The sequence below is a fragment of the Secundilactobacillus muriivasis genome, assembly GCF_054785195.1.
In genome coordinates this window covers 28,884-48,492 of the sequence record NZ_BAABMI010000036.1, presented here as the reverse complement: position 1 = coordinate 48,492, position 19,609 = coordinate 28,884, and the positions used below count along the sequence as shown (strand labels likewise).

The 19,609-nt window shown below is 42.2% G+C and carries 11 protein-coding genes and 3 CRISPR repeat arrays; of the genes, 1 reads left to right on the top strand and 10 read right to left on the bottom strand.

What is annotated here, in order from left to right; translation table 11 throughout:
• Positions 1-96 precede the first annotated feature (96 nt).
• The 9 genes from ACYVR3_RS09695 to cas4 form a co-directional block, all read right to left on the bottom strand.
• Complete coding sequence (locus ACYVR3_RS09695; protein WP_461244077.1) at positions 97-2,631, bottom strand: M1 family metallopeptidase; 2,535 nt, start codon at positions 2,629-2,631, stop codon at positions 97-99.
• A gap of 185 nt (positions 2,632-2,816) precedes the next feature.
• Positions 2,817-3,315: a CRISPR direct-repeat array (repeat unit 32 nt; unit sequence ATTTCAATTCACTCATCCACGAAGGATGAGAC).
• A gap of 100 nt (positions 3,316-3,415) precedes the next feature.
• Positions 3,416-5,598: a CRISPR direct-repeat array (repeat unit 32 nt; unit sequence ATTTCAATTCACTCATCCACGAAGGATGAGAC).
• Positions 5,599-5,762: 164 nt separating this feature from the next.
• Positions 5,763-8,441, bottom strand: coding sequence for a CRISPR-associated helicase Cas3' (gene cas3 / locus ACYVR3_RS09690; RefSeq protein WP_461244076.1), 2,679 nt, complete (start codon positions 8,439-8,441; stop codon positions 5,763-5,765).
• 191 nt (positions 8,442-8,632) lie between these two features.
• A CRISPR array of direct repeats spans positions 8,633-11,550; the repeat unit is 34 nt; unit sequence ATTTCAATTCACGTACCTCCTACGAAGAGGCACG.
• Between the two features lie 177 nt (positions 11,551-11,727).
• Positions 11,728-12,618 (bottom strand): type I-C CRISPR-associated protein Cas7/Csd2, encoded by an 891-nt coding sequence (gene cas7c, locus ACYVR3_RS09685; RefSeq protein WP_461244075.1) that lies wholly within the window; start codon positions 12,616-12,618, stop codon positions 11,728-11,730.
• Positions 12,619-12,622: 4 nt separating this feature from the next.
• The gene (gene cas8c / locus ACYVR3_RS09680) at positions 12,623-14,569 is read right to left on the bottom strand and encodes a type I-C CRISPR-associated protein Cas8c/Csd1 (protein ID WP_461244074.1); all 1,947 of its coding nucleotides are present in this window, start codon (positions 14,567-14,569) and stop codon (positions 12,623-12,625) included.
• 1 nt (position 14,570) lies between these two features.
• Positions 14,571-15,302, bottom strand: a complete 732-nt coding sequence (cas5c, locus tag ACYVR3_RS09675) for a type I-C CRISPR-associated protein Cas5c (RefSeq protein WP_461244073.1) — start codon at positions 15,300-15,302, stop codon at positions 14,571-14,573.
• Positions 15,303-15,586: 284 nt separating this feature from the next.
• Entirely contained in the window at positions 15,587-15,889 is a 303-nt protein-coding gene (locus tag ACYVR3_RS09670; RefSeq protein WP_461244072.1) for an IS607 family transposase, read from the bottom strand.
• Between the two features lie 443 nt (positions 15,890-16,332).
• On the bottom strand, positions 16,333-16,623 hold the full coding sequence (cas2, locus tag ACYVR3_RS09665) for a CRISPR-associated endonuclease Cas2 (RefSeq protein ID WP_461244071.1): 291 nt from the start codon (positions 16,621-16,623) through the stop codon (positions 16,333-16,335).
• 12 nt (positions 16,624-16,635) lie between these two features.
• Positions 16,636-17,667, bottom strand: coding sequence for a type I-C CRISPR-associated endonuclease Cas1c (gene cas1c, locus ACYVR3_RS09660; RefSeq protein ID WP_461244070.1), 1,032 nt, complete (start codon positions 17,665-17,667; stop codon positions 16,636-16,638).
• A complete protein-coding gene (gene cas4 / locus ACYVR3_RS09655) occupies positions 17,664-18,320 on the bottom strand; it encodes a CRISPR-associated protein Cas4 (RefSeq protein WP_461244069.1) in 657 nt (218 codons plus the stop codon). The genes cas1c and cas4 overlap by 4 nt, the downstream gene beginning before the upstream one ends.
• Positions 18,321-18,569: 249 nt before the next feature.
• Here cas4 and ACYVR3_RS09650 point away from each other — a divergent pair, with 249 nt between their 5' ends.
• Positions 18,570-19,019 (top strand): universal stress protein, encoded by a 450-nt coding sequence (locus tag ACYVR3_RS09650; protein WP_054736931.1) that lies wholly within the window; start codon positions 18,570-18,572, stop codon positions 19,017-19,019.
• A 67-nt stretch (positions 19,020-19,086) separates the two neighbouring features.
• On the opposite strand, the gene ACYVR3_RS09645 is transcribed toward ACYVR3_RS09650, so the two are convergent.
• Positions 19,087-19,605, bottom strand: coding sequence for a GNAT family N-acetyltransferase (locus ACYVR3_RS09645; RefSeq protein WP_461244068.1), 519 nt, complete (start codon positions 19,603-19,605; stop codon positions 19,087-19,089).
• Positions 19,606-19,609 lie beyond the last annotated feature (4 nt).

Below are 19,609 nucleotides of genomic sequence, written 5' to 3'. Positions count from 1 at the left end.
GGTAATTGATTAAGCAATTAAAAAGGACCTCGCAATGACTGCGAGGTCCTTTGATGCGTTAGATTCAATTAACTTAATTCAATGAACATTTTTCGGTTAGTTCAATTCAGCCGCAATCGCTTGGTTGACCGCTGCTTGTTCAGCTTCAACCAAGTCAACCCGACTGCCGATGACCTTAATGTCCATCGTAATTTCCCGGGTTAAGCCTGGGGTGTTGATCTTAGGTTCAAAGAAGGCCTTGAACTCAGCCAACCGCTCAGCAGTATGGAAGATGCCAGCCGTTACCGTGATATAGGTACTGAATTCCATGTCCCCACCAACGGTTGCTTCCAACCATGACCAGTCATCGCGCAACCAGTTCCAAGCGGCCTGTTCGCCCTTAGGGTTAGCTAACACGCCGCGATACCAACCACGCAAGTCTTGTGGCTTGATGGTATCGGCGTCTTCAAAGGCATCGATTACCCGCTTGATCAGCGCTGCATCCGGCGTGCTGGTCAAAGCTGCGCGAATGGCAGACTTGAAGCTGGCGTCTGGCGTTTGACGGTAGGCATTTAATAATGAATCAAACAGTTCGGTTGAGCCGTAGTGCTTCACTTCGTTGGCCAGCACCATTGCGCGAATATCAGCTGGCAGTGCCCCTAAGTTCGCTTGGTTATCGGTAAATAACTGGTGTGCCGCCTCAATTGCAGCTGGGTTCTTAGCGTACAAGGCCGCACTCAACACGTATGGCCGGGTCAATTGGTCGTCGTTAGACTCACCAGCGCGTGGGGTCCAACCCAAACGGGCCACCTGCTTGGCACTCAGTTGATCATACAACTTGCGTAATTGCGCCTCTTCAGTCGATTCAGGGGTGACGAACTGCGTCAACGTTCCAGCGATTCGGTACAAGGCCGCATTGACCACCGTAGCTGGACTTTCAGCAAAGTCCTTCAACAATGGCACTAAGTCAGCGTAAGATACTTGGCGACCGTCAGCTAATAACCGTAGATCTTGTAGCAGTTGCAATTGCGAAATGGCGTCTAAGTCCGCACTGGTCGTCAACAAATCAGCCCGCAACGTATCATCGTAGTTCACGATAAAGTGCGATTCATTCCCTACGTTCAAGCGGAATGGTTCACCGGCTTGTTGGCGAAGATCAGCGTAATCGCCGAGTACCACTTGTGCGTCCTTCATGATTTGTGGCGTTGCGGCGTAGTTGCCGTTCAGTGGAATTTGCCACTTACGGTCTTGATCAACGCCGTCACCCACGAAGAACTGGTGCTGGGATAAGGTCAATTGACCATCGACAACCTTGGCGTCCACGACTGGGTAGCCGGGTTGTTCGAGCCAAGAGTTCATGATGGCCCCAACGTCTAAGTTCGAGGCTTCGCCCAAGGCAGCCCAAAGATCAGCACCAGTGGCGTTGCCGTAACGGTGCGCCGCAAAGTAGGCCTTCAAGCCCTTCCGCAAGGCATCGTCACCAATCAATGACCGCACCATAACCAGCATCCGCGCACCCTTAGCGTAAACAATCGCGCTATCAAACAAAGCGTCAATTTCAGCCGGATCTTCAACGCTAACGTGCACCGACTGAACACCATCCGTAGCGTCCCGTTGCAGCGCTGCTGGAACGTCAGACGTCTGGAACATTTCCCAGATGTGCCAATCCGGTTCCAAGGCATCGATGGCCACGTACTCCATCATGTTGGCAAAACTTTCATTCAACCACAGATCATCCCACCACTTCATGGTAACGAGATCCCCAAACCACTGGTGCGCCAGTTCGTGAGAAATCACAGTGGCAACGAGCTGCTTCATATCCAAAGCGGTGTTGTCTGGATCAAGCAGTAAGTAAGCTTCCCGGTAAGTCACAAGGCCCCAGTTCTCCATCGCACCGGCAGAGAAGTCAGGCAATGCCAACTGCCAAGAATGTGGCAGTGGATATGGCGTCTGGTAAAAGTCCTCGTAGAACTCAATTGACCGCTTGGCAATGTCTAACGCAAAATCCAGTTCGTTAGCCTTGTGCGCCTTAGTGCCAAATACCCCAACTTGAACGCCGCTCTTGGTAGTGGTTTGCTTGCCTTGTAATTCACCAAAGGCGAACGCAACGAGGTAAGTGGACATCTTCACAGTGGTGTCGAAGTAGTGCACGCCGGCTTCAACCTTCTTTTCGGGCATGTTGGCTAATACCGTTTCGCCTTCGTGTTCGTCGAACTTCAACGCCAAGTCAAAAGTGGCCTTGGCTTCTGGTTCGTCCACACATGGGAAAGCTTGGCGCGCAAACGTGGTTTCGAATTGCGTGCCGATGATTTGCTTCTTTTCACCATTGACTTCGTAGTAGGATGGGTAAATGCCCATCATGGCGTCGGTTAAGGGTGCGGTGTAGTCGATGGTCAAGGTTGTTTCACCGGTTGATGGCAGCGTGATGTTGATGGCTTCTGCTGCATCGTCCGTGGTGAATGGGACGTCCGTGTTTTGAGATTGGACGCTGGTTACCTTGAGGGCCTTTTGGTGAATTGAGATTTCGGTGGTTAGGGCGTCACCGGTGATGGTGGTTTGGCCGCTGATGAGTTTGGTGGCGCGGTTGATATCTAGGTAGACGTTGTAGTTTGATGGGTGGAACTTTTCATAGAAGTGTGTTGGTGTTGTCATTTAGTTGGTTACCTCCGAGTTGATTAGAATAAGATTATTATACGCTTGGAGTTGGGTGATTGTCTTGCATTTGAATTTGTGTATCCCGTAAGCCAAAGATCATACAATTCCTGAAAGTAAATATTATATTTATCATCCACTCAGGATGATAAGCGTAGCACACAAGGAGCGATTTAAGGCGCACGATTTCAATTCATTCATCCACGAAGGATGAGACCCTACGAAGATGGCGGTGGAATCGATGATTATCACATTTCAATTCACTCAGCCACGAAGGATGAGACAAATAGTGACTGCACGAATTCATCTGTTAGTTCTGATTTCAATTCACTCATCCACGAAGGATGAGACTTATCAAAATACTTGGCAAAGTCGGAACTGTATTATTTCAATTCACTCATCCACGAAGGATGAGACCTTGCGCCTTAGTGATTTCGCCAAATTGAGTTTGATTTCAATTCACTCATCCACGAAGGATGAGACAAATAGCGCTGAACTTCCGCAAATTAGTCTTATCGATTTCAATTCACTCATCCACGAAGGATGAGACAGCTCTGGTTTTGTGCCCGTACTAATTGACGACACATTTCAATTCACTCATCCACGAAGGATGAGACGTGGTGGGTGGGTAGGCAAAAGGAGGTGGCAAGTTATTTCAATTCACTCATCCACGAAGGATGAGACGCGATAATGCCTTGGTTGTAAGCTTGATTTAATATTTCAATTCACTCATCCCACGAAGGATGAGACACGAAGTCGTTTAGTAGCGGTGGCCACCAATTCGTATTTCAATTCACTCATCCACGAAGGATGAGACGACTTAGGCAAGATTTATTTTGCATATTACAAGCCATTTCAATTCACTCATCCACGAAGGATGAGACCTATCCAAGTTTTCCACGCCATCGTCACTCATTATTTCAATTCACTCATCCACGAAGGATGAGACAATTCTAAATATGATCCGTTGACCGTCATAAAAACGATTTCAATTCACTCATCCACGAAGGATGAGACGTTGCCTCCTTAGCCCGCAGTGGCGGGATTGACAGTATTTCAATTCACTCATCCACGAAGGATGAGACTTGGCGCGGGACAAATCGCGTCATTTCAAGATTATATTTCAATTCACTCATCCACGAAGGATGAGACACTCAAACATCGACCTCACCAACCAAGCATTGATGATTTCAATTCACTCATCCACGAAGGATGAGACCACCCCTATCGGACGTGTGCAACTCGTATTCTTTATTTCAATTCACTCATCCACGAAGGATGAGACAATTGCGGGCGCGTATCGTAGGCGTCCCATGCTCCAAATTTCAATTCACTCATCCACGAAGGATGAGACCCGACTGGATAGTAAGAGAGGTGGAGACTACGGCAATTTCAATTCACTCATCCACGAAGGATGAGACGATGTATTAATTACTGAAAGTTTACCTGACAGTCCGATTTCAATTCACTCATCCACGAAGGATGAGACGTGCCGTTTTGCCATTAACCGCGGCCGCCGCGTTATTTCAATTCACTCATCCACGAAGGATGAGACTCAATTGCTGCAAGTGACAGATGTGGCATCATCTATTTCAATTCACTCATCCACGAAGGATGAGACTGATACTGACCATCTAGTGTTTTGGTGATACTCATAATTTCAATTCACTCATCCACGAAGGATGAGACGTAAGGGAGTTGAACGTAATGGCGAGAGTAAGACTATTTCAATTCACTCATCCACGAAGGATGAGACAATCACGGTTGAGGGTTACTTGGAGGCTGACACATATTTCAATTCACTCATCCACGAAGGATGAGACGACGCCAACAAGGCTGAGGGGCGGGCTGATAATCATTTCAATTCACTCATCCACGAAGGATGAGACATATCCACCGGGTCAGTTGTTGAGGTGATTGATATTTCAATTCACTCATCCACGAAGGATGAGACAAAAACGCCTACCTGTGAGTAAGCGTTAAAAAATCATTTCAATTCACTCATCCACGAAGGATGAGACAAGATCGGGCCGAAAGCGCCGATAAAACTCGTATCATTTCAATTCACTCATCCACGAAGGATGAGACTTACGATTTTGCCTTTATGATTTATGACGATTATGTGATTTCAATTCACTCATCCACGAAGGATGAGACTTTGACACCTCTACGGCGTTTGGTAAAGCCATGATAGATTTCAATTCACTCATCCACGAAGGATGAGACAAGAAAAGGCGTCTGACGCCATTAATTTAACCATCATTTCAATTCACTCATCCACGAAGGATGAGACATTCCGATACCCGCAATGGGTCCCTAGCTCACTGTAATTTCAATTCACTCATCCACGAAGGATGAGACCGCCAACCGATGATGGTGCTAAAGTAGCAACGGGTATTTCAATTCACTCATCCACGAAGGATGAGACGAGTGGCACGGGAATCGTCACCACGGCAGATTTAAAAACATTTCAATTCACTCATCCACGAAGGATGAGACGTCGTTTAAATCGAGTATAGAACATACGTTTTAGATATTTCAATTCACTCATCCACGAAGGATGAGACATTCCGATAAAGTGGATGTACCCGGGTTCACTGTATTTCAATTCACTCATCCACGAAGGATGAGACTTCAAGGGATTACCTTGGCGGGGTTCTTTTTTGATATTTCAATTCACTCATCCACGAAGGATGAGACGCGACCATTTCTAATCGTCATAGAGATGTTTCTATTTCAATTCACTCATCCACGAAGGATGAGACATTCAGATAAGACTAAGTACACCAAAGCTAAAACATTTCAATTCACTCATCCACGAAGGATGAGACGCTTGGATTGGGTTACATGGTTGCACAAGGTGTCAAGATTTCAATTCACTCATCCACGAAGGATGAGACGTTCTGACACAGCAATGATTAACCTGTATCGTGGTATTTCAATTCACTCATCCACGAAGGATGAGACCGCAAAATCTAGTGACGAATGTCAACATACCACTAGATATCGTACGGCGTTACTAAACAAAACTATAGCACACACCCAAAATAAACAACAACGCTAAAAAATGTCATATATTCTGGGTGCGAATCCCTCTGTAAATACGTGAGCACATAAGGTTCGCACTAAGATCAACAAATATACTGACTAGGGTCAAAATTGCTACTAACTTTACTTCCTAATCCCAAATTAACATCATACGCATCCCTAAGCGCTACCCAGATATTCTGCTTTTCATAATAGCTAATTGCACCTTCATCAATTAATTTCTTCAAAGTCCCTTGTTTTGTATTCCCATACACGGATACTGTATACGGTCGAGCTGCTTTGAGCAAAGCAGAAATTTTCCCGAATTCACTTTTTTCAGAAATTAACGCTGTGATAATATCATGACTTTCAGTATCACGTTTTTCCTTATCCGCCTCCCCAACATTATCAATATCCGTTGATTCGGTTTCGTCAGTCTGATTTTCGGACTTCTTTTCCATGTCCGTCGAATATTCTACAATCACATCTGTAGTTGGGCTATCAATCACATTAAAACATTTTGAGATAATTTGTGATGAAACCGTCAACATCGTCGATTTCCGGGTACCCACATGTTCGCTTAACGCCTTTATAATCTGTTTGCTAGGATGCTCCTTCTTGCTAAGGTCACCATATATAAGATGATATAAATCGAGATGATCGAAAATGGGATAACTAAGTTGTGATTTACAGCGTTTATAGAACTCTTCAAAAAAGTTCTTTATCACTGATGCCGTCATTAAATTCAGTTTACCATTAACCAAATTGGATTTATCTTTCGCAATTATCTCCGTAATTTCAGCAGCAAGTTGGATTTGAGGTAAGCCATTCAAATGTTCGAAGTCATCCGTCAATCTAATCAGATTAACCTTTCCCATATCGGTTTCGTGGTTTCGATTACACCGCCCCGCCGCTTGAATAACGCTATCTAACCCCGCAGATGATCTAATCACCGCTTCAAAGCTTAAATCAACCCCGGCTTCAATTAAGTTCGTAGAAAAAACGACTACTTTCTGATTATCAATTTGCGCCAAGGATTCCTTAATTTGGGCAAATTTATATTGTCGATTTTTCTGACACATTGACGTTGATAAATGATATTTAATTGCATCTTCTCCGTCTTGGAAAGCCTCATAAGCCGATTTCACCGCTGATTTAGTGTTTAAAATCACCAATAGACTATGTGCTGTTTTCAACCGTTCATCAATTAAGTTCATTAGGGCTGTCAAATCATATAATTGCGTAAAATCCGGAACGATTTCGACTCGTTTAAAAGCTTCTTCTACTGTTGGTAAATCAGGAACAATTTCTTTTTCAATGGTAATTCCATGAACCTCACCATTCTTATCACTCTCATTACCATTTTTCACGTTTTCTAACGCTGGTTGTGTTGCCGTACAAAGTAAACTAGTTGTTTTACACTTACTCAACCATGTCATTGCTAAATTATTCAAACCAATACATTTCAACGGCATGGCCTGTATTTCATCAAATATCAATACTGAATTAACCAAACGATGCATATGTCGAATATTCTTACTACCACTACCAAAAAGTGCATCCAAGTATGCCACCTGAGTTGTTAAAATGATCGGTGCGTCCCACGTATCACGCATATAGTAAAAGGCTGTATCTAAATTAGAACCATCCATGATTTTTCCTTGTGCATCACTTTTTGCATGGTCAGCCACGTCTTTTGCAACGTCATTTACTGCAGAATGATACTCTAAAATATTTGCCGAATTTTTCGAATCGCCATTCAAACGGTCACGGATAGCATCTGCATTCTGTTCAATAATTGTCGTAAAGGGCACAATATATATTAATCGCTCCGTTTCACTCTTACTTGCCTTATTAAGCCCAAAACGTAGACTAGAAAACGTTTTTCCTCCGCCAGTTGGTACAGAAAGTGTATAAATACCATTATGCATACTATCCACTTCCACACAGGCATCCGACATCTCTTGACGTAATGCGTTCAAACGTTTCAGTTGTTTTGAAGCAATTCTTTGATTATCTCGAATCTGCTGCGTTACTACCTTTTCGTTCACTTTATAGTAATGTTTTAATATACAATTAGAAGGCGTTGGCTTTCGCTTTGGGGCTTTTGTCTCAAAATCTGCTGTATCAGTATGATCCGCATCAATAATGGTACTTAGTATAAATCGTAAGTAAAAATACTGATTGTCAATTAACTGATGCAGTCCAATCTTTTGGAGTTCCTTCAACGCTTTATCATAATATTCGTTAAACTCTGATTGATTAACAATTGTCAAAAAGCGTTCTTTGCTTTCCGAATAAGCTTTTCCATAATCAGGATCATTAAGTTTATCCATCCGTTCCAAAAAAGGATACTTATTTTTCAAAACCGGTTGCTTTCCATCAGCTGATTGTGACAAAAATCCGTTGTAATCTAATGCCCCCGCAGGATTATGATGCGCGTATATTGCATTACCAACTAATTCGGCAAGTAATTCGGCAAAATGCCGTCGTTCGGGGTTAGTTTCCTTCTGAAACTTTTGCATTAGCCAAATACCACCAGCAGAAGAATGATCCACTGAACCTCGAACTGCACGTGGGTCTTTTCGATGTGCCCTTCGAATATATTGTTGAAAATCATCACTAAATTTTCCCATATCATGGAGCAACCCAGCTAAACCACATACATGTTCTAACCCAATAGTTTGTCCCCACTCTTCACACATCGTACGAACAGTAATCAGATGTTCACTTAGTGATTGCGTTCGATCATCATCTCGACCGATATGAGCGATATAGTTCATAGGTATAATCTCCTTTTTATCATCTAAACAACATACCGTATCAATCAAATTATAGTTTACCTTTGAACATAAAAACTGATTTTAGAATGTTTTCCCCTCAAAGGATAACCTCTGCACAAGCGGAATTTCAATTCACGTACCTCCTATAAGAGGTACGGCTTGACACTGGGACCCTAACCCCCAATCCCCCAATTTCAATTCACGTACCTCCTACGAAGAGGCACGCTGTGGCACCTGTGGTGTGCCCACTTTTGGTGCCGATTTCAATTCACGTACCTCCTACGAAGAGGCACGTAGTTGCAGATGTTCCAACAGTTGATACCAACCCGATTTCAATTCACGTACCTCCTACGAAGAGGCACGGCGTAGTGATTGCCCTGATCCTTTTAATGCGCGTAATTTCAATTCACGTACCTCCTACGAAGAGGCACGCTTTTTACACTTGATTCTGTTACTACTCTGGTTAATTTCAATTCACGTACCTCCTACGAAGAGGCACGAGGATAATCTATCGCTTACGGATATACCTATGGACATTTCAATTCACGTACCTCCTACGAAGAGGCACGGTCGGTCAACCCGGTTTAATCACACGCGATTACGGATTTCAATTCACGTACCTCCTACGAAGAGGCACGATAAAACGGCCCCCTTTCCGGAGGGTGGCTAAAAATTTCAATTCACGTACCTCCTACGAAGAGGCACGATTTGTGGGTCATGGATGACCCCTCAACCGGCTTTTATTTCAATTCACGTACCTCCTACGAAGAGGCACGTTCATTTTCCGGGACTTGTCGGTCCCTTTGAAGCATTTCAATTCACGTACCTCCTACGAAGAGGCACGTCGAGGTTATCCCACGTCATGCCCGCAGCCTCCTCATTTCAATTCACGTACCTCCTACGAAGAGGCACGGAATAGCTTTGGTCACAGCTACATTTATTGGGCTGATTTCAATTCACGTACCTCCTACGAAGAGGCACGAAGTTTGTTGCTAAATCGTGGGCTATTTATGCTCACATTTCAATTCACGTACCTCCTACGAAGAGGCACGGTCTTCGATTGCTGAACTTGCCAATAATTGTGTGTATTTCAATTCACGTACCTCCTACGAAGAGGCACGACTTTCAACAACACGCTTTAGGCGCCAAGTTGTTTATTTCAATTCACGTACCTCCTACGAAGAGGCACGGACACCGTTCGAGCTGGACTTTGACCGTTACTGGATTTCAATTCACGTACCTCCTACGAAGAGGCACGTCATGACCGCCGACCAAATCGAAGCGCAGGTGAAAATTTCAATTCACGTACCTCCTACGAAGAGGCACGATAAGCGCCGAATTGATGATTGTGTGGACGCGGTATTTCAATTCACGTACCTCCTACGAAGAGGCACGACGCAACTGAGTAATCAGTGCTTCAAGGGTTAGCGATTTCAATTCACGTACCTCCTACGAAGAGGCACGGTTGGTCCCCGAAACGCTGGTAGGTATCACCCATTATTTCAATTCACGTACCTCCTACGAAGAGGCACGGGGCTACATTTTCAAGGTGAGCTACACCGAAAAATTTCAATTCACGTACCTCCTACGAAGAGGCACGACGGTACCGTGTTTAATGTGAGCATTGGTGATGATGATTTCAATTCACGTACCTCCTACGAAGAGGCACGGGCTAGTCGCCGAATCGCCGTATGGCACGATTACCATTTCAATTCACGTACCTCCTACGAAGAGGCACGACCGACAAGCCGGAAGCGTTTGTAGACGGCGCGTTTATTTCAATTCACGTACCTCCTACGAAGAGGCACGCAGGTCAGTGACGCTGATGCAGCCACCACGCGCCATTTCAATTCACGTACCTCCTACGAAGAGGCACGGCGGTCAACGTACCCAGAATTACTCACTACAAATTTATTTCAATTCACGTACCTCCTACGAAGAGGCACGCTTAACTTCCGCAATGGCTTCATTCCAAGTGATTATTTCAATTCACGTACCTCCTACGAAGAGGCACGGTAAAGTCTACAAGGCTGAACGAAAAAGGATAATTATTTCAATTCACGTACCTCCTACGAAGAGGCACGCGGAGTTCTTATCCAAGCATCTAAACAAATTCGTATTTCAATTCACGTACCTCCTACGAAGAGGCACGGTTATATAAGTCGATATTTTTCATCTGATTCTTTGATTTCAATTCACGTACCTCCTACGAAGAGGCACGCGTTATATATCGTTCCCGCTTCCAGTGTGTTTTTTATTTCAATTCACGTACCTCCTACGAAGAGGCACGATGGTTGAAACCCTGTCGCTACAGTTGCGTCTTATTTCAATTCACGTACCTCCTACGAAGAGGCACGTCATAGGCCGGAGCCATTTCAGCAATCAATGCCTATTTCAATTCACGTACCTCCTACGAAGAGGCACGATCGGCGCTTGTCGCCGTTTTTGGGGTTTATATAGATTTCAATTCACGTACCTCCTACGAAGAGGCACGGTTTAACTCTAACTCATACTACACTTACGCTGTCATTTCAATTCACGTACCTCCTACGAAGAGGCACGAGGTCCAGTTGCGATCATCACCACTCCAGTTGGGATTTCAATTCACGTACCTCCTACGAAGAGGCACGAAAATCTGTTTCGGTCAACAAAACATTTTTGTACATTTCAATTCACGTACCTCCTACGAAGAGGCACGGTCATGCAACTTCCCAGTGTCGACTAAAGGATTGTTATTTCAATTCACGTACCTCCTACGAAGAGGCACGTTCCCTACAATCGGGGATTAACTGGGAAATACTTGATTTCAATTCACGTACCTCCTACGAAGAGGCACGACAATCTTGGCAAACGAATCACCCTTGACCTGCAATTTCAATTCACGTACCTCCTACGAAGAGGCACGATGATTACATAACTGTCAACACTAAATTACACGAATTTCAATTCACGTACCTCCTACGAAGAGGCACGTTACTCCGATGGTTCCGGCAAGGCTCAAATGCTGATTTCAATTCACGTACCTCCTACGAAGAGGCACGAACTACTGTCAAAGTTCCCGCATCACAATTAAGTATTTCAATTCACGTACCTCCTACGAAGAGGCACGTGCTACATCTAGTGTTTAAAAATAACTTATCACTAGATGTAGCCTAATACTTAAACTAATCAACAATTTAAAGCCGCTCAATTAACTTTAAACTCTAAATTGTCATATATTATCGGTGCGAAACCCTCTTAAAATACATGTGCACTTTACCTTCGCACCATCCATAAAACGTGGATTTTAATATCCATCAATGACATCCCGAGTAATTCCAGTCATATCATCTGGTTCACCAATCGAAATTTCAACTTCGCTAAATTTATTGACACCAGCATTAACCTTCGCACTAACAAGGTCATGTAACACATATGGCGGTACTTTCCCTAGCATTGTGCTGTGTTCCCACCAAACCAATTTCAGAACGGCCATTGATCCCTCTGGACGAGCCGATGAGGAATCATTTACAAATAAAGTTCTTAGGGCTTGTTTCAAATCCTCAGCGTCTTCCACACTAAAACCAGTTTGTTGTGCCTGCTCAACATTAATGGAACCATTACACTGATATACAGCGAAAGGTACGGCGGCTTTTGTTCCCATCGTGTCACTCCCCTTGCCCTCACCTGGTTCCAAATTAATCGATTTTGTAATCTGTTCTTCTTTAATCATGATAGGTTCAGTTGTGTACGCTGCTTGAATTGATACAGGTCCACGAATACCAATTGAAACACCATCAAGACCGTCATTAAGACTCTTTTTAGAAAATGGCATGACTTGCCCAAATGCTCTGACATCTAACCACTCTTTGCAAGCAGCACCAATAAATTCATCACGCCAATGATTCTTCTTCTCTTTCTTTGCCTTAATGGCCTCCTGTACCGACTCGCTCATTTTAACCCGATCACGAATGTTCATGACACCATCTTTAACCCGCTCTTGCATCTGAACTAAAATCGGTTTGTTCATATCCTGCCAACGATTCCGAATTTTACGCTTGATGGCAACGTCACTAATTTCGCCATAATTATCTGCATTCACTCTCGGACGGTTTCCGTCTAATGGATCACCGTTAGGATTTGCATTTTTAACACCAATAATTAGTGAAAAATCAATTTTGTGTTTTAATTCTGTCATCGTATTATTCCTCCTTGGAATGTTTTTCCGCTTTAAGTGATGCCATATAATCATCGTCAGCCACTTGTTGGTGCATAAATCCTTTAACATAGCTATTATTTAACGGCTGGTCATCATTTAAATCATTTAAAAAATTTGAAATTTCCTTAATTTCTTGTTTGTAATAGATTTGTTCTTCATTTTTAATTTGCGGGAATGATGAACGAATTAGGCTCTGTAAAATTCGAGTCCAAGTTGTTGCAGGTCTTTCAGCAAAATTGGTAAAAAATCTTAATGCGGTCGTCATTCTATCTGAAACGTTACTATTTTTCCGCCGTTTTAACTCAAGTGCCTTACTTTCGACATCGTCAGCAATTCCTAACAATCTACCATACAGATAAGATCGATCTGTTTCTGCTCGATTTAATGTCATGTTTGGTTTACCTCCTCGTACACTATAATTATAAAAATCAACTGCGGTGTATGTGTATAGATCATTTTGCCACTGCTTCAATTTTTCGTAGCTTTGCGGATGAAGAATCTTAATATACAGTGTTCTCAGTAAATCATCAGAAATTGATTGACCGTTTATGATATTAATAATAATTCGACTTAATGCTTGTTTTTCAATAACATCGGTACGTTGGCCACCGCGACCATTAGTATACGTACTGCGAACTAACGCTCGGGCACTAGGTTGCCATATCCTTTGACCAGCTAAAACTGCAACGCAATTATTTGTCCATAATTCTAAGTTCTTTTTGAAGGTTCCACCGACCATGTCATTAAAATAAACAGTGGCCATTCGACCGGTAGTTGCAGCATCTAAAAACATAGCATGAACAGTACCGCGTTCATCTAACTTATCTGAATAGCCTTGAATACGTCTCCGATACGCCTTAGCAATTGACGCTCCCGTTTCTGGGTGAGAATCGTCAGTATCAGTACTATCTTCCTCACTGATTGAATCTAAATAATCTAATCCGTCTACAGTGGTGTCTTTTTCCTGTTCATCCAACGTATCTAAATAAGCAAGTCCATCAATACAACTACCCGTAACTGCCATTACATCTCGATTGTCATCGGGATTATCCATCCAAAAAAGAAATACTCGTGATCCGCTTTTTAATCCTTGACGTTGAATCAACCATTTTAATGCATGTACCATTTTTTGAGATGAATCATAACCCACGCTATAAAAATCATCTCCCTGAAAAATACCACGATAAGTGAAATTTGCGGCGTCATTGGCTGATATTAATTTTGCACCACTTGTTGCGGGATTGATATTTTTTTCACTCAATTTAGTTGTTGGCACACGTTCACCTGTCAAATAATCAACATCAATCGGCTGTGTATCAACCAACTTTAATGTGTAAAAATCAATCCAAGATTGAAATAATACTTGATCTTGCCAGACTACCGGTGAATTCGGATCTTTATCATTAATATTAAAACGCACAAATAAATCCTTATCCTTTGGGTTAAGTTGCCCTTTATCGTCTAATTCAATTTCACCGGTTTCAACTAAATCACCTATTAAACAATTCTTCTTTTGGTAATTATAAATAGCCTGAATTTTAGAATTAGATTGAGGTGATTCTGCCCATTCAGCTAATAATTCATAATATAAGCTTCGACATTTAGCGGCATCTTTATCCGCTACAGCATATTGATCATAATCTCCGGCAACATACTTTATCTTATCTTGCAATGGGTGTGCCACTGGTTTATTAGAACGGTTAGCTGATTGAATAGTTGCCGGAATCACCGTAGTTTTATCATCTTTATTTACTTTGTTTGCCGTTATAAAATTTCCTTTTGAATCTAGGGTTACCTCCAACTGTATACTCACGGAAACATGACTAGAAGGTAATAATGTATATTGTTTACCATATCGGTCAACTTCAAATTTACCAGCTTGGTTTTGGTTATTATCGTAAACCTTCACCAAATCCTGAAAAATCGTCAACTTATTCACCTCCTCGTAATCTTTTATCCAAATCATCTACAGACTCAAATCGAGTTAAATCATGTCCACCAACATCTTTGATTTCTCGAATTGGCCGTACAATTGTACAATCTTGCGGTTGCTCAAATTCAATAACGCCGTGACGCATAATTGGTCGTGTAAATCGAGCTTCAAGCATACTATTTCCGGTTTCATTTGGGTAGTTATACCCATGAAACATCAATCCCACAGGAAAGGCATCTTGATCATCATAATAACCATCATTCATTCCAAACGTCATTGGGCGAACATACCCCTGGCATTCTCGAGTACCAAGGAATATATCGCGTCTACCACCAGCCTTTAGCGCTCTGTTAAAGATAGCTAAGTGTTTTTTATAATTACGATCATTTGCTAAATCACTACGTTGTAAATTCCATTCAATATGTGCTTGAACTTGATATCTTACGTTTGCTAAATATGAATAGTATGCCAACGTATTGTGATTTAGCGCTAATCGCTTATCAAATGGTCTAACTGCTTTTGATGTAACACTAATTTCATTCATTATCCTTACTTTATCAATGCGGAATATTAGTCCAGGTTTCCAGTAAATGCTTTCTGAAATACCAATCAATGATTGGTACGTTGGCACGCTGTAACTGAGTTTTTCGCCTCCGCGGGATAATGGGTCTGAAAATAGTGCTTCTCTGCCGAAAACTTCAAATTCGACTGTATTGTTTTCATATGCCATAAAGTACCTCCGTCTGTAACTGGCACAGATTCTGCACCATTTGGGCTAAAAAATTACTTTTATCACCATTTTCAATTTCTAAGCATGTAGTTTCGTATGAATAGGTCCATCCCTACTCAAATCATTTGAATTACATTCAAATGTGCAACTTATTTCGAATTCATTTTCCGTTATCGAACTACGCATTTTGTTAATTTGAAATTCAATTTGTCGCATAATTACTCCTTTTTTCATAAAAGCTACTTGTTACCCAAAACTACGTAAATAAATTGATTTTTATTTTTTTATTTGTCAGCAATTACAATTTCTGTGCCATAACTATTACAAAGTTGTAGAAACCGGTCAAAACTTTGCGTAATAAATCGATCTGGCGTCGTAACATAAATCCGACTAATATTTTTCTTGAATACTTGCCCCATTAAAAGACACCAATTAGTACGGTTAAAGTCTTTCCCAACATCAAACAAAACCTTGTTAATCGTATCCCCTTTTCCCTTTGCAAACCCCTGAAGAAAACTTATTTGACTTTCTAAATCACGATATTGATTTTCTTGAAGAATACTCGCGTAAATTACGCAATTTTTCACTTTTATTCCTCCTTCAGTCAAACATCCTACAATTTCAAATTAACAGAATCGTCAATATCTTAGTTCGTTTTTAAGGTCTAATCAACCAAGGTCATCATACCATATTCAATTACGATTTTCATCGTTATTTTTGCACTTAATCTTCAAAGACATCCTCAATTAGATACCTCTAGAGAAAATAAAAAAACTAACCCAAAATTTGGATTAGTTTTTTCATTGGACGTCTAAAAATTTCAACTTAGGTTAAAACTAAGGTTTAAAACGTCCATACTTAACTACAGTAAACCTTAAAAACATTTCAATTCACGCACTTATAGTCAAATGCGACACACCGTAGATGTTCATCCCTGATGGACGTCTATAGCATGCTAACTATACTATAGTGCCTCAATATTAATTTATAAGCAATACTATTATCTACCGTAGTCTGGAAAAACTAATTCTCACAATATCAAAGGATCCTCAATATCCTGAACATCCTTCGTCCCTTCATGAATAATCTTAGACTGATAATGTTTTCCAAGATTATAAAACCGCAAGCTATCTCGATTCAAATCAACAACTGCATCTAACTCTGCCCGCATCTTAGTAAACGCCAGAGTGTCAATATTACACTCGAAAACCGAATTCTGTACCCGTCGGCCGTACCGTGAACAAATCTTCGCAACTTTACTTAGGCGTCTTGGACCGCCATCAGAAGTAATCGAAATATCATAGGCTGCAACAATCAGCATACATAACCAACCTCACTTCCATAAAAACGGTGGATATTCATCTAAATCACCACGCAAATAACGCGCCAATAACATTGCCTGACAAAACGGCACAAGTCCCCACATAATTTTTTCACCGAGATAGGGGTGGACAATTTGTTCCTGCTTCCGTTTTTGCCATTCGCTTAAAAATAGTTTTCTGGCATCATCCTTCAAAGTGACTGCGCCGCTTTCTGCCATCACAAATTGATCTGCTTTAATGACTTGACGGTTAATTAGCCGCAAGACAAACCGGTCTGCAAAAACACCTCTCAATTCTTCCATAACATCTAGGGCCAGAGACATTCTCCCTGGTCGATCTTGATGCATAAAGCCAACGTAAGCATCAAGTCCAACCGTTTCAAGCGCTGATGCAACATCGTGAGCCAATAGCGTATACGCGAAAGATAACAGCGCATTTACTCTATCTTTCGGAGGTCGGCGATTACGCCCATTAAACTTAAAGTCATCCCGTTGTTGTAAAACCATCTTCGGAAACAATGCAAAATACTGTGTCGCGGCATTACCTTCAATTCCTCGTAGTGTTTCTAAGTCGTTAACCTCAGACAACGTTTGAAGTGTTTCATTTAATTTTTTAGAAACTGCTTTGAACTCGTCTACATCAACTACTAATCCGTGATCTCTGGTCATTCGTTCCAGTTGCCAACGTTGATTATAGAGTTTACCGATAATAAAGTTTCGAGCAATTTCACAACTCTGCTCTTTATCAAACGACCGTGCATACTGTGTTTTTCTCAAAACAACGTTGCCGTAACTTGGTCCGACAACCCGACCAATAAATTTTCCGTGAGGTGATAAGAACGAAAGCGCAATGTTCTGTGATAGGCATTCCTGCATCAACGCTGGACTGGCACCTGATCGACCAAACGTCACGATACCTTCCAAATTAATCAACGGAATTTTGCCAATTAGTTGATGATCTACACTGACGGATACATTGCCACCATCCAGCATCAAATATGACTCCGGTTGTGTAATATATAGTGTATTTAACAGACGTCTCATTCACTCAGCTTCTTTCTCAGATAACTTGAAACCGATTGTTTTTTCATCATTTCAGGTAAGCAAATTTCTTTTAGTGAACAACTACGACACCAAGCGCCCGTTTTTACCTTGGGCGTGTACCGCCGTTGCCAATATTGATGCATTTCCGCAACGACTTGCTTAAACTGCGTTCGCAACTCTGGTGTAAACGGAATCGTTTCTCGTCGTCGGGTTTCTTGATAAAAAACATCACCACTATCAATGGCGCACCCTAACATCTCTTCTAAACAAATCGCTTCGCCAAGTAACTGTAACGCATCTGATGAATCATATTTTTTATGACCGTGCTTATACTCAACCGGAATCGGCTGATAAGTTCCAGTTGCTTGTTGAATTTTAATTCCTTCTGCTTGACGTTTAAACTCAACGACATCACAAATACCCGTTAATCCATACTCAACTGAATGAACGGGTAGTGCTCGAATAACAACCGTATCGCCGCGATGTTCCCGAATCTCTGGTTGATCCGCTTTATGATGCAGCTGTTGTCCCTCGAAGGTCAATACGTTGTCCTGCCACGCTTGCTCTACGTGAATTAATGCCCATTGTCGTCTGCAAAATACAAAGTGTTGCAATCCCGAAATCATTAAATAATCTGATTCGTCATATACCATCTTATTCACTCTCACTATCATTGATTGCGTAAAAGATTCAGTATTATCTTACTGTTCGATAAATTCAATATAAGCCCGAATATAGTCAGTTGAAAGCGCTTTCTTTTTCCACTTAAATATTTTAGCATTCCAATATCTCAATCAATAGCAAAAACAATTATTCGGCATGCCTAAAAATCACTTGAATCTAATCTCATCCATGATATGATTAACACATAGAGAAACAAAACAACTATTTGGAGGAACCCAATGCTTACCGAAAACGACTTTAAAGTCACTTCAATGTATCCACATCGTGTACTACTAGCCGTCGATGATGACGACGATATTTCATCACAAAAGGCATTCAACTACGCCTGCACGATTGCAAAAATGGCCAACCTGCCACTCGCCATCGTTTCCGTTCTAGAAACTGGCGACATGAACATTTTTCAATCACTATCACCTGACGTACTTGATCAACGCCGGGCTGAAATTTCAGCGCACCTTGATACCTACCTCGCAAAAGCCAAAGAATTCGGTGTTGAAAATGCCGAAAAACGACTTGGTGAAGGCCGACCAGAACACGTCTTACTCGATACTTTGATTCCTGATTTCGAACCAGACCTTATCGTACTTGGCTCACATCACCACCGTGTCGGTCACGTTGCGGCAGCGGTTGTCCGTGAATCTACCGCATCCGTCATCGTTGTTCGGTAAACCAAAATTCAACTCAAAAATCCGCTCAAAGCCAATCACTGACTTTGAGCGGATTTTTTCATTTCATCTAAATACCAAACGCTGGATCATAAACCAACTCCCCAGCAACCCCATCCAGTCGCCCATCACCCAACGCCTTCAACATAAAATACTTCGACTCAACAGCCATCGGCGCCGTCACCCCAAACTCAACAGCGGACCGATATCCAAACCGTCCATAGTAGTCCGGATCACCCAAAATCGAAATCGCCAAAAACCGCGAATCGGCCGCCCGCAATTCCAACTCCCGAATTAACGCACCACCAATTCCTCGACTCTGATACGCCGGCAAAACCGCCAGCGGTGCTAATATCAACACGAGTGCCTCATCAGCACCAACCCGCGCTTCACTCAGCAACGCATGTCCAACAGCCTGTCCATCAACGATTGCAACCACGTCGAACTCTGGATGATAGTGTTCACTTTGCCGTAATGCTGCAACCAACTCTGCTTCGTGGCCGTCCGAATAGGATGCGGTTGCAAACGCCGTAGTGATCACTTCTAAACTCGATGCTAACGTTGCGTTACTCACAGTTTCAATTTGCATGTTG

Bases quoted from the DNA above. Each gene is read 5' to 3' on its own strand.
- ACYVR3_RS09695 (WP_461244077.1), bottom strand. From the start codon at position 2,631: ATGACAACACCAACACACTTCTATGAAAAGTTCCACCCATCAAACTAC.
- cas3 (WP_461244076.1), bottom strand. From the start codon at position 8,441: ATGAACTATATCGCTCATATCGGTCGAGATGATGATCGAACGCAATCA.
- cas7c (WP_461244075.1), bottom strand. From the start codon at position 12,618: ATGACAGAATTAAAACACAAAATTGATTTTTCACTAATTATTGGTGTT.
- cas5c (WP_461244073.1), bottom strand. From the start codon at position 15,302: ATGGCATATGAAAACAATACAGTCGAATTTGAAGTTTTCGGCAGAGAA.
- cas2 (WP_461244071.1), bottom strand. From the start codon at position 16,623: ATGCTGATTGTTGCAGCCTATGATATTTCGATTACTTCTGATGGCGGT.
- cas1c (WP_461244070.1), bottom strand. From the start codon at position 17,667: ATGAGACGTCTGTTAAATACACTATATATTACACAACCGGAGTCATAT.
- cas4 (WP_461244069.1), bottom strand. From the start codon at position 18,320: ATGGTATATGACGAATCAGATTATTTAATGATTTCGGGATTGCAACAC.
- ACYVR3_RS09650 (WP_054736931.1), top strand. From the start codon at position 18,570: ATGCTTACCGAAAACGACTTTAAAGTCACTTCAATGTATCCACATCGT.
- ACYVR3_RS09645 (WP_461244068.1), bottom strand. From the start codon at position 19,605: ATGCAAATTGAAACTGTGAGTAACGCAACGTTAGCATCGAGTTTAGAA.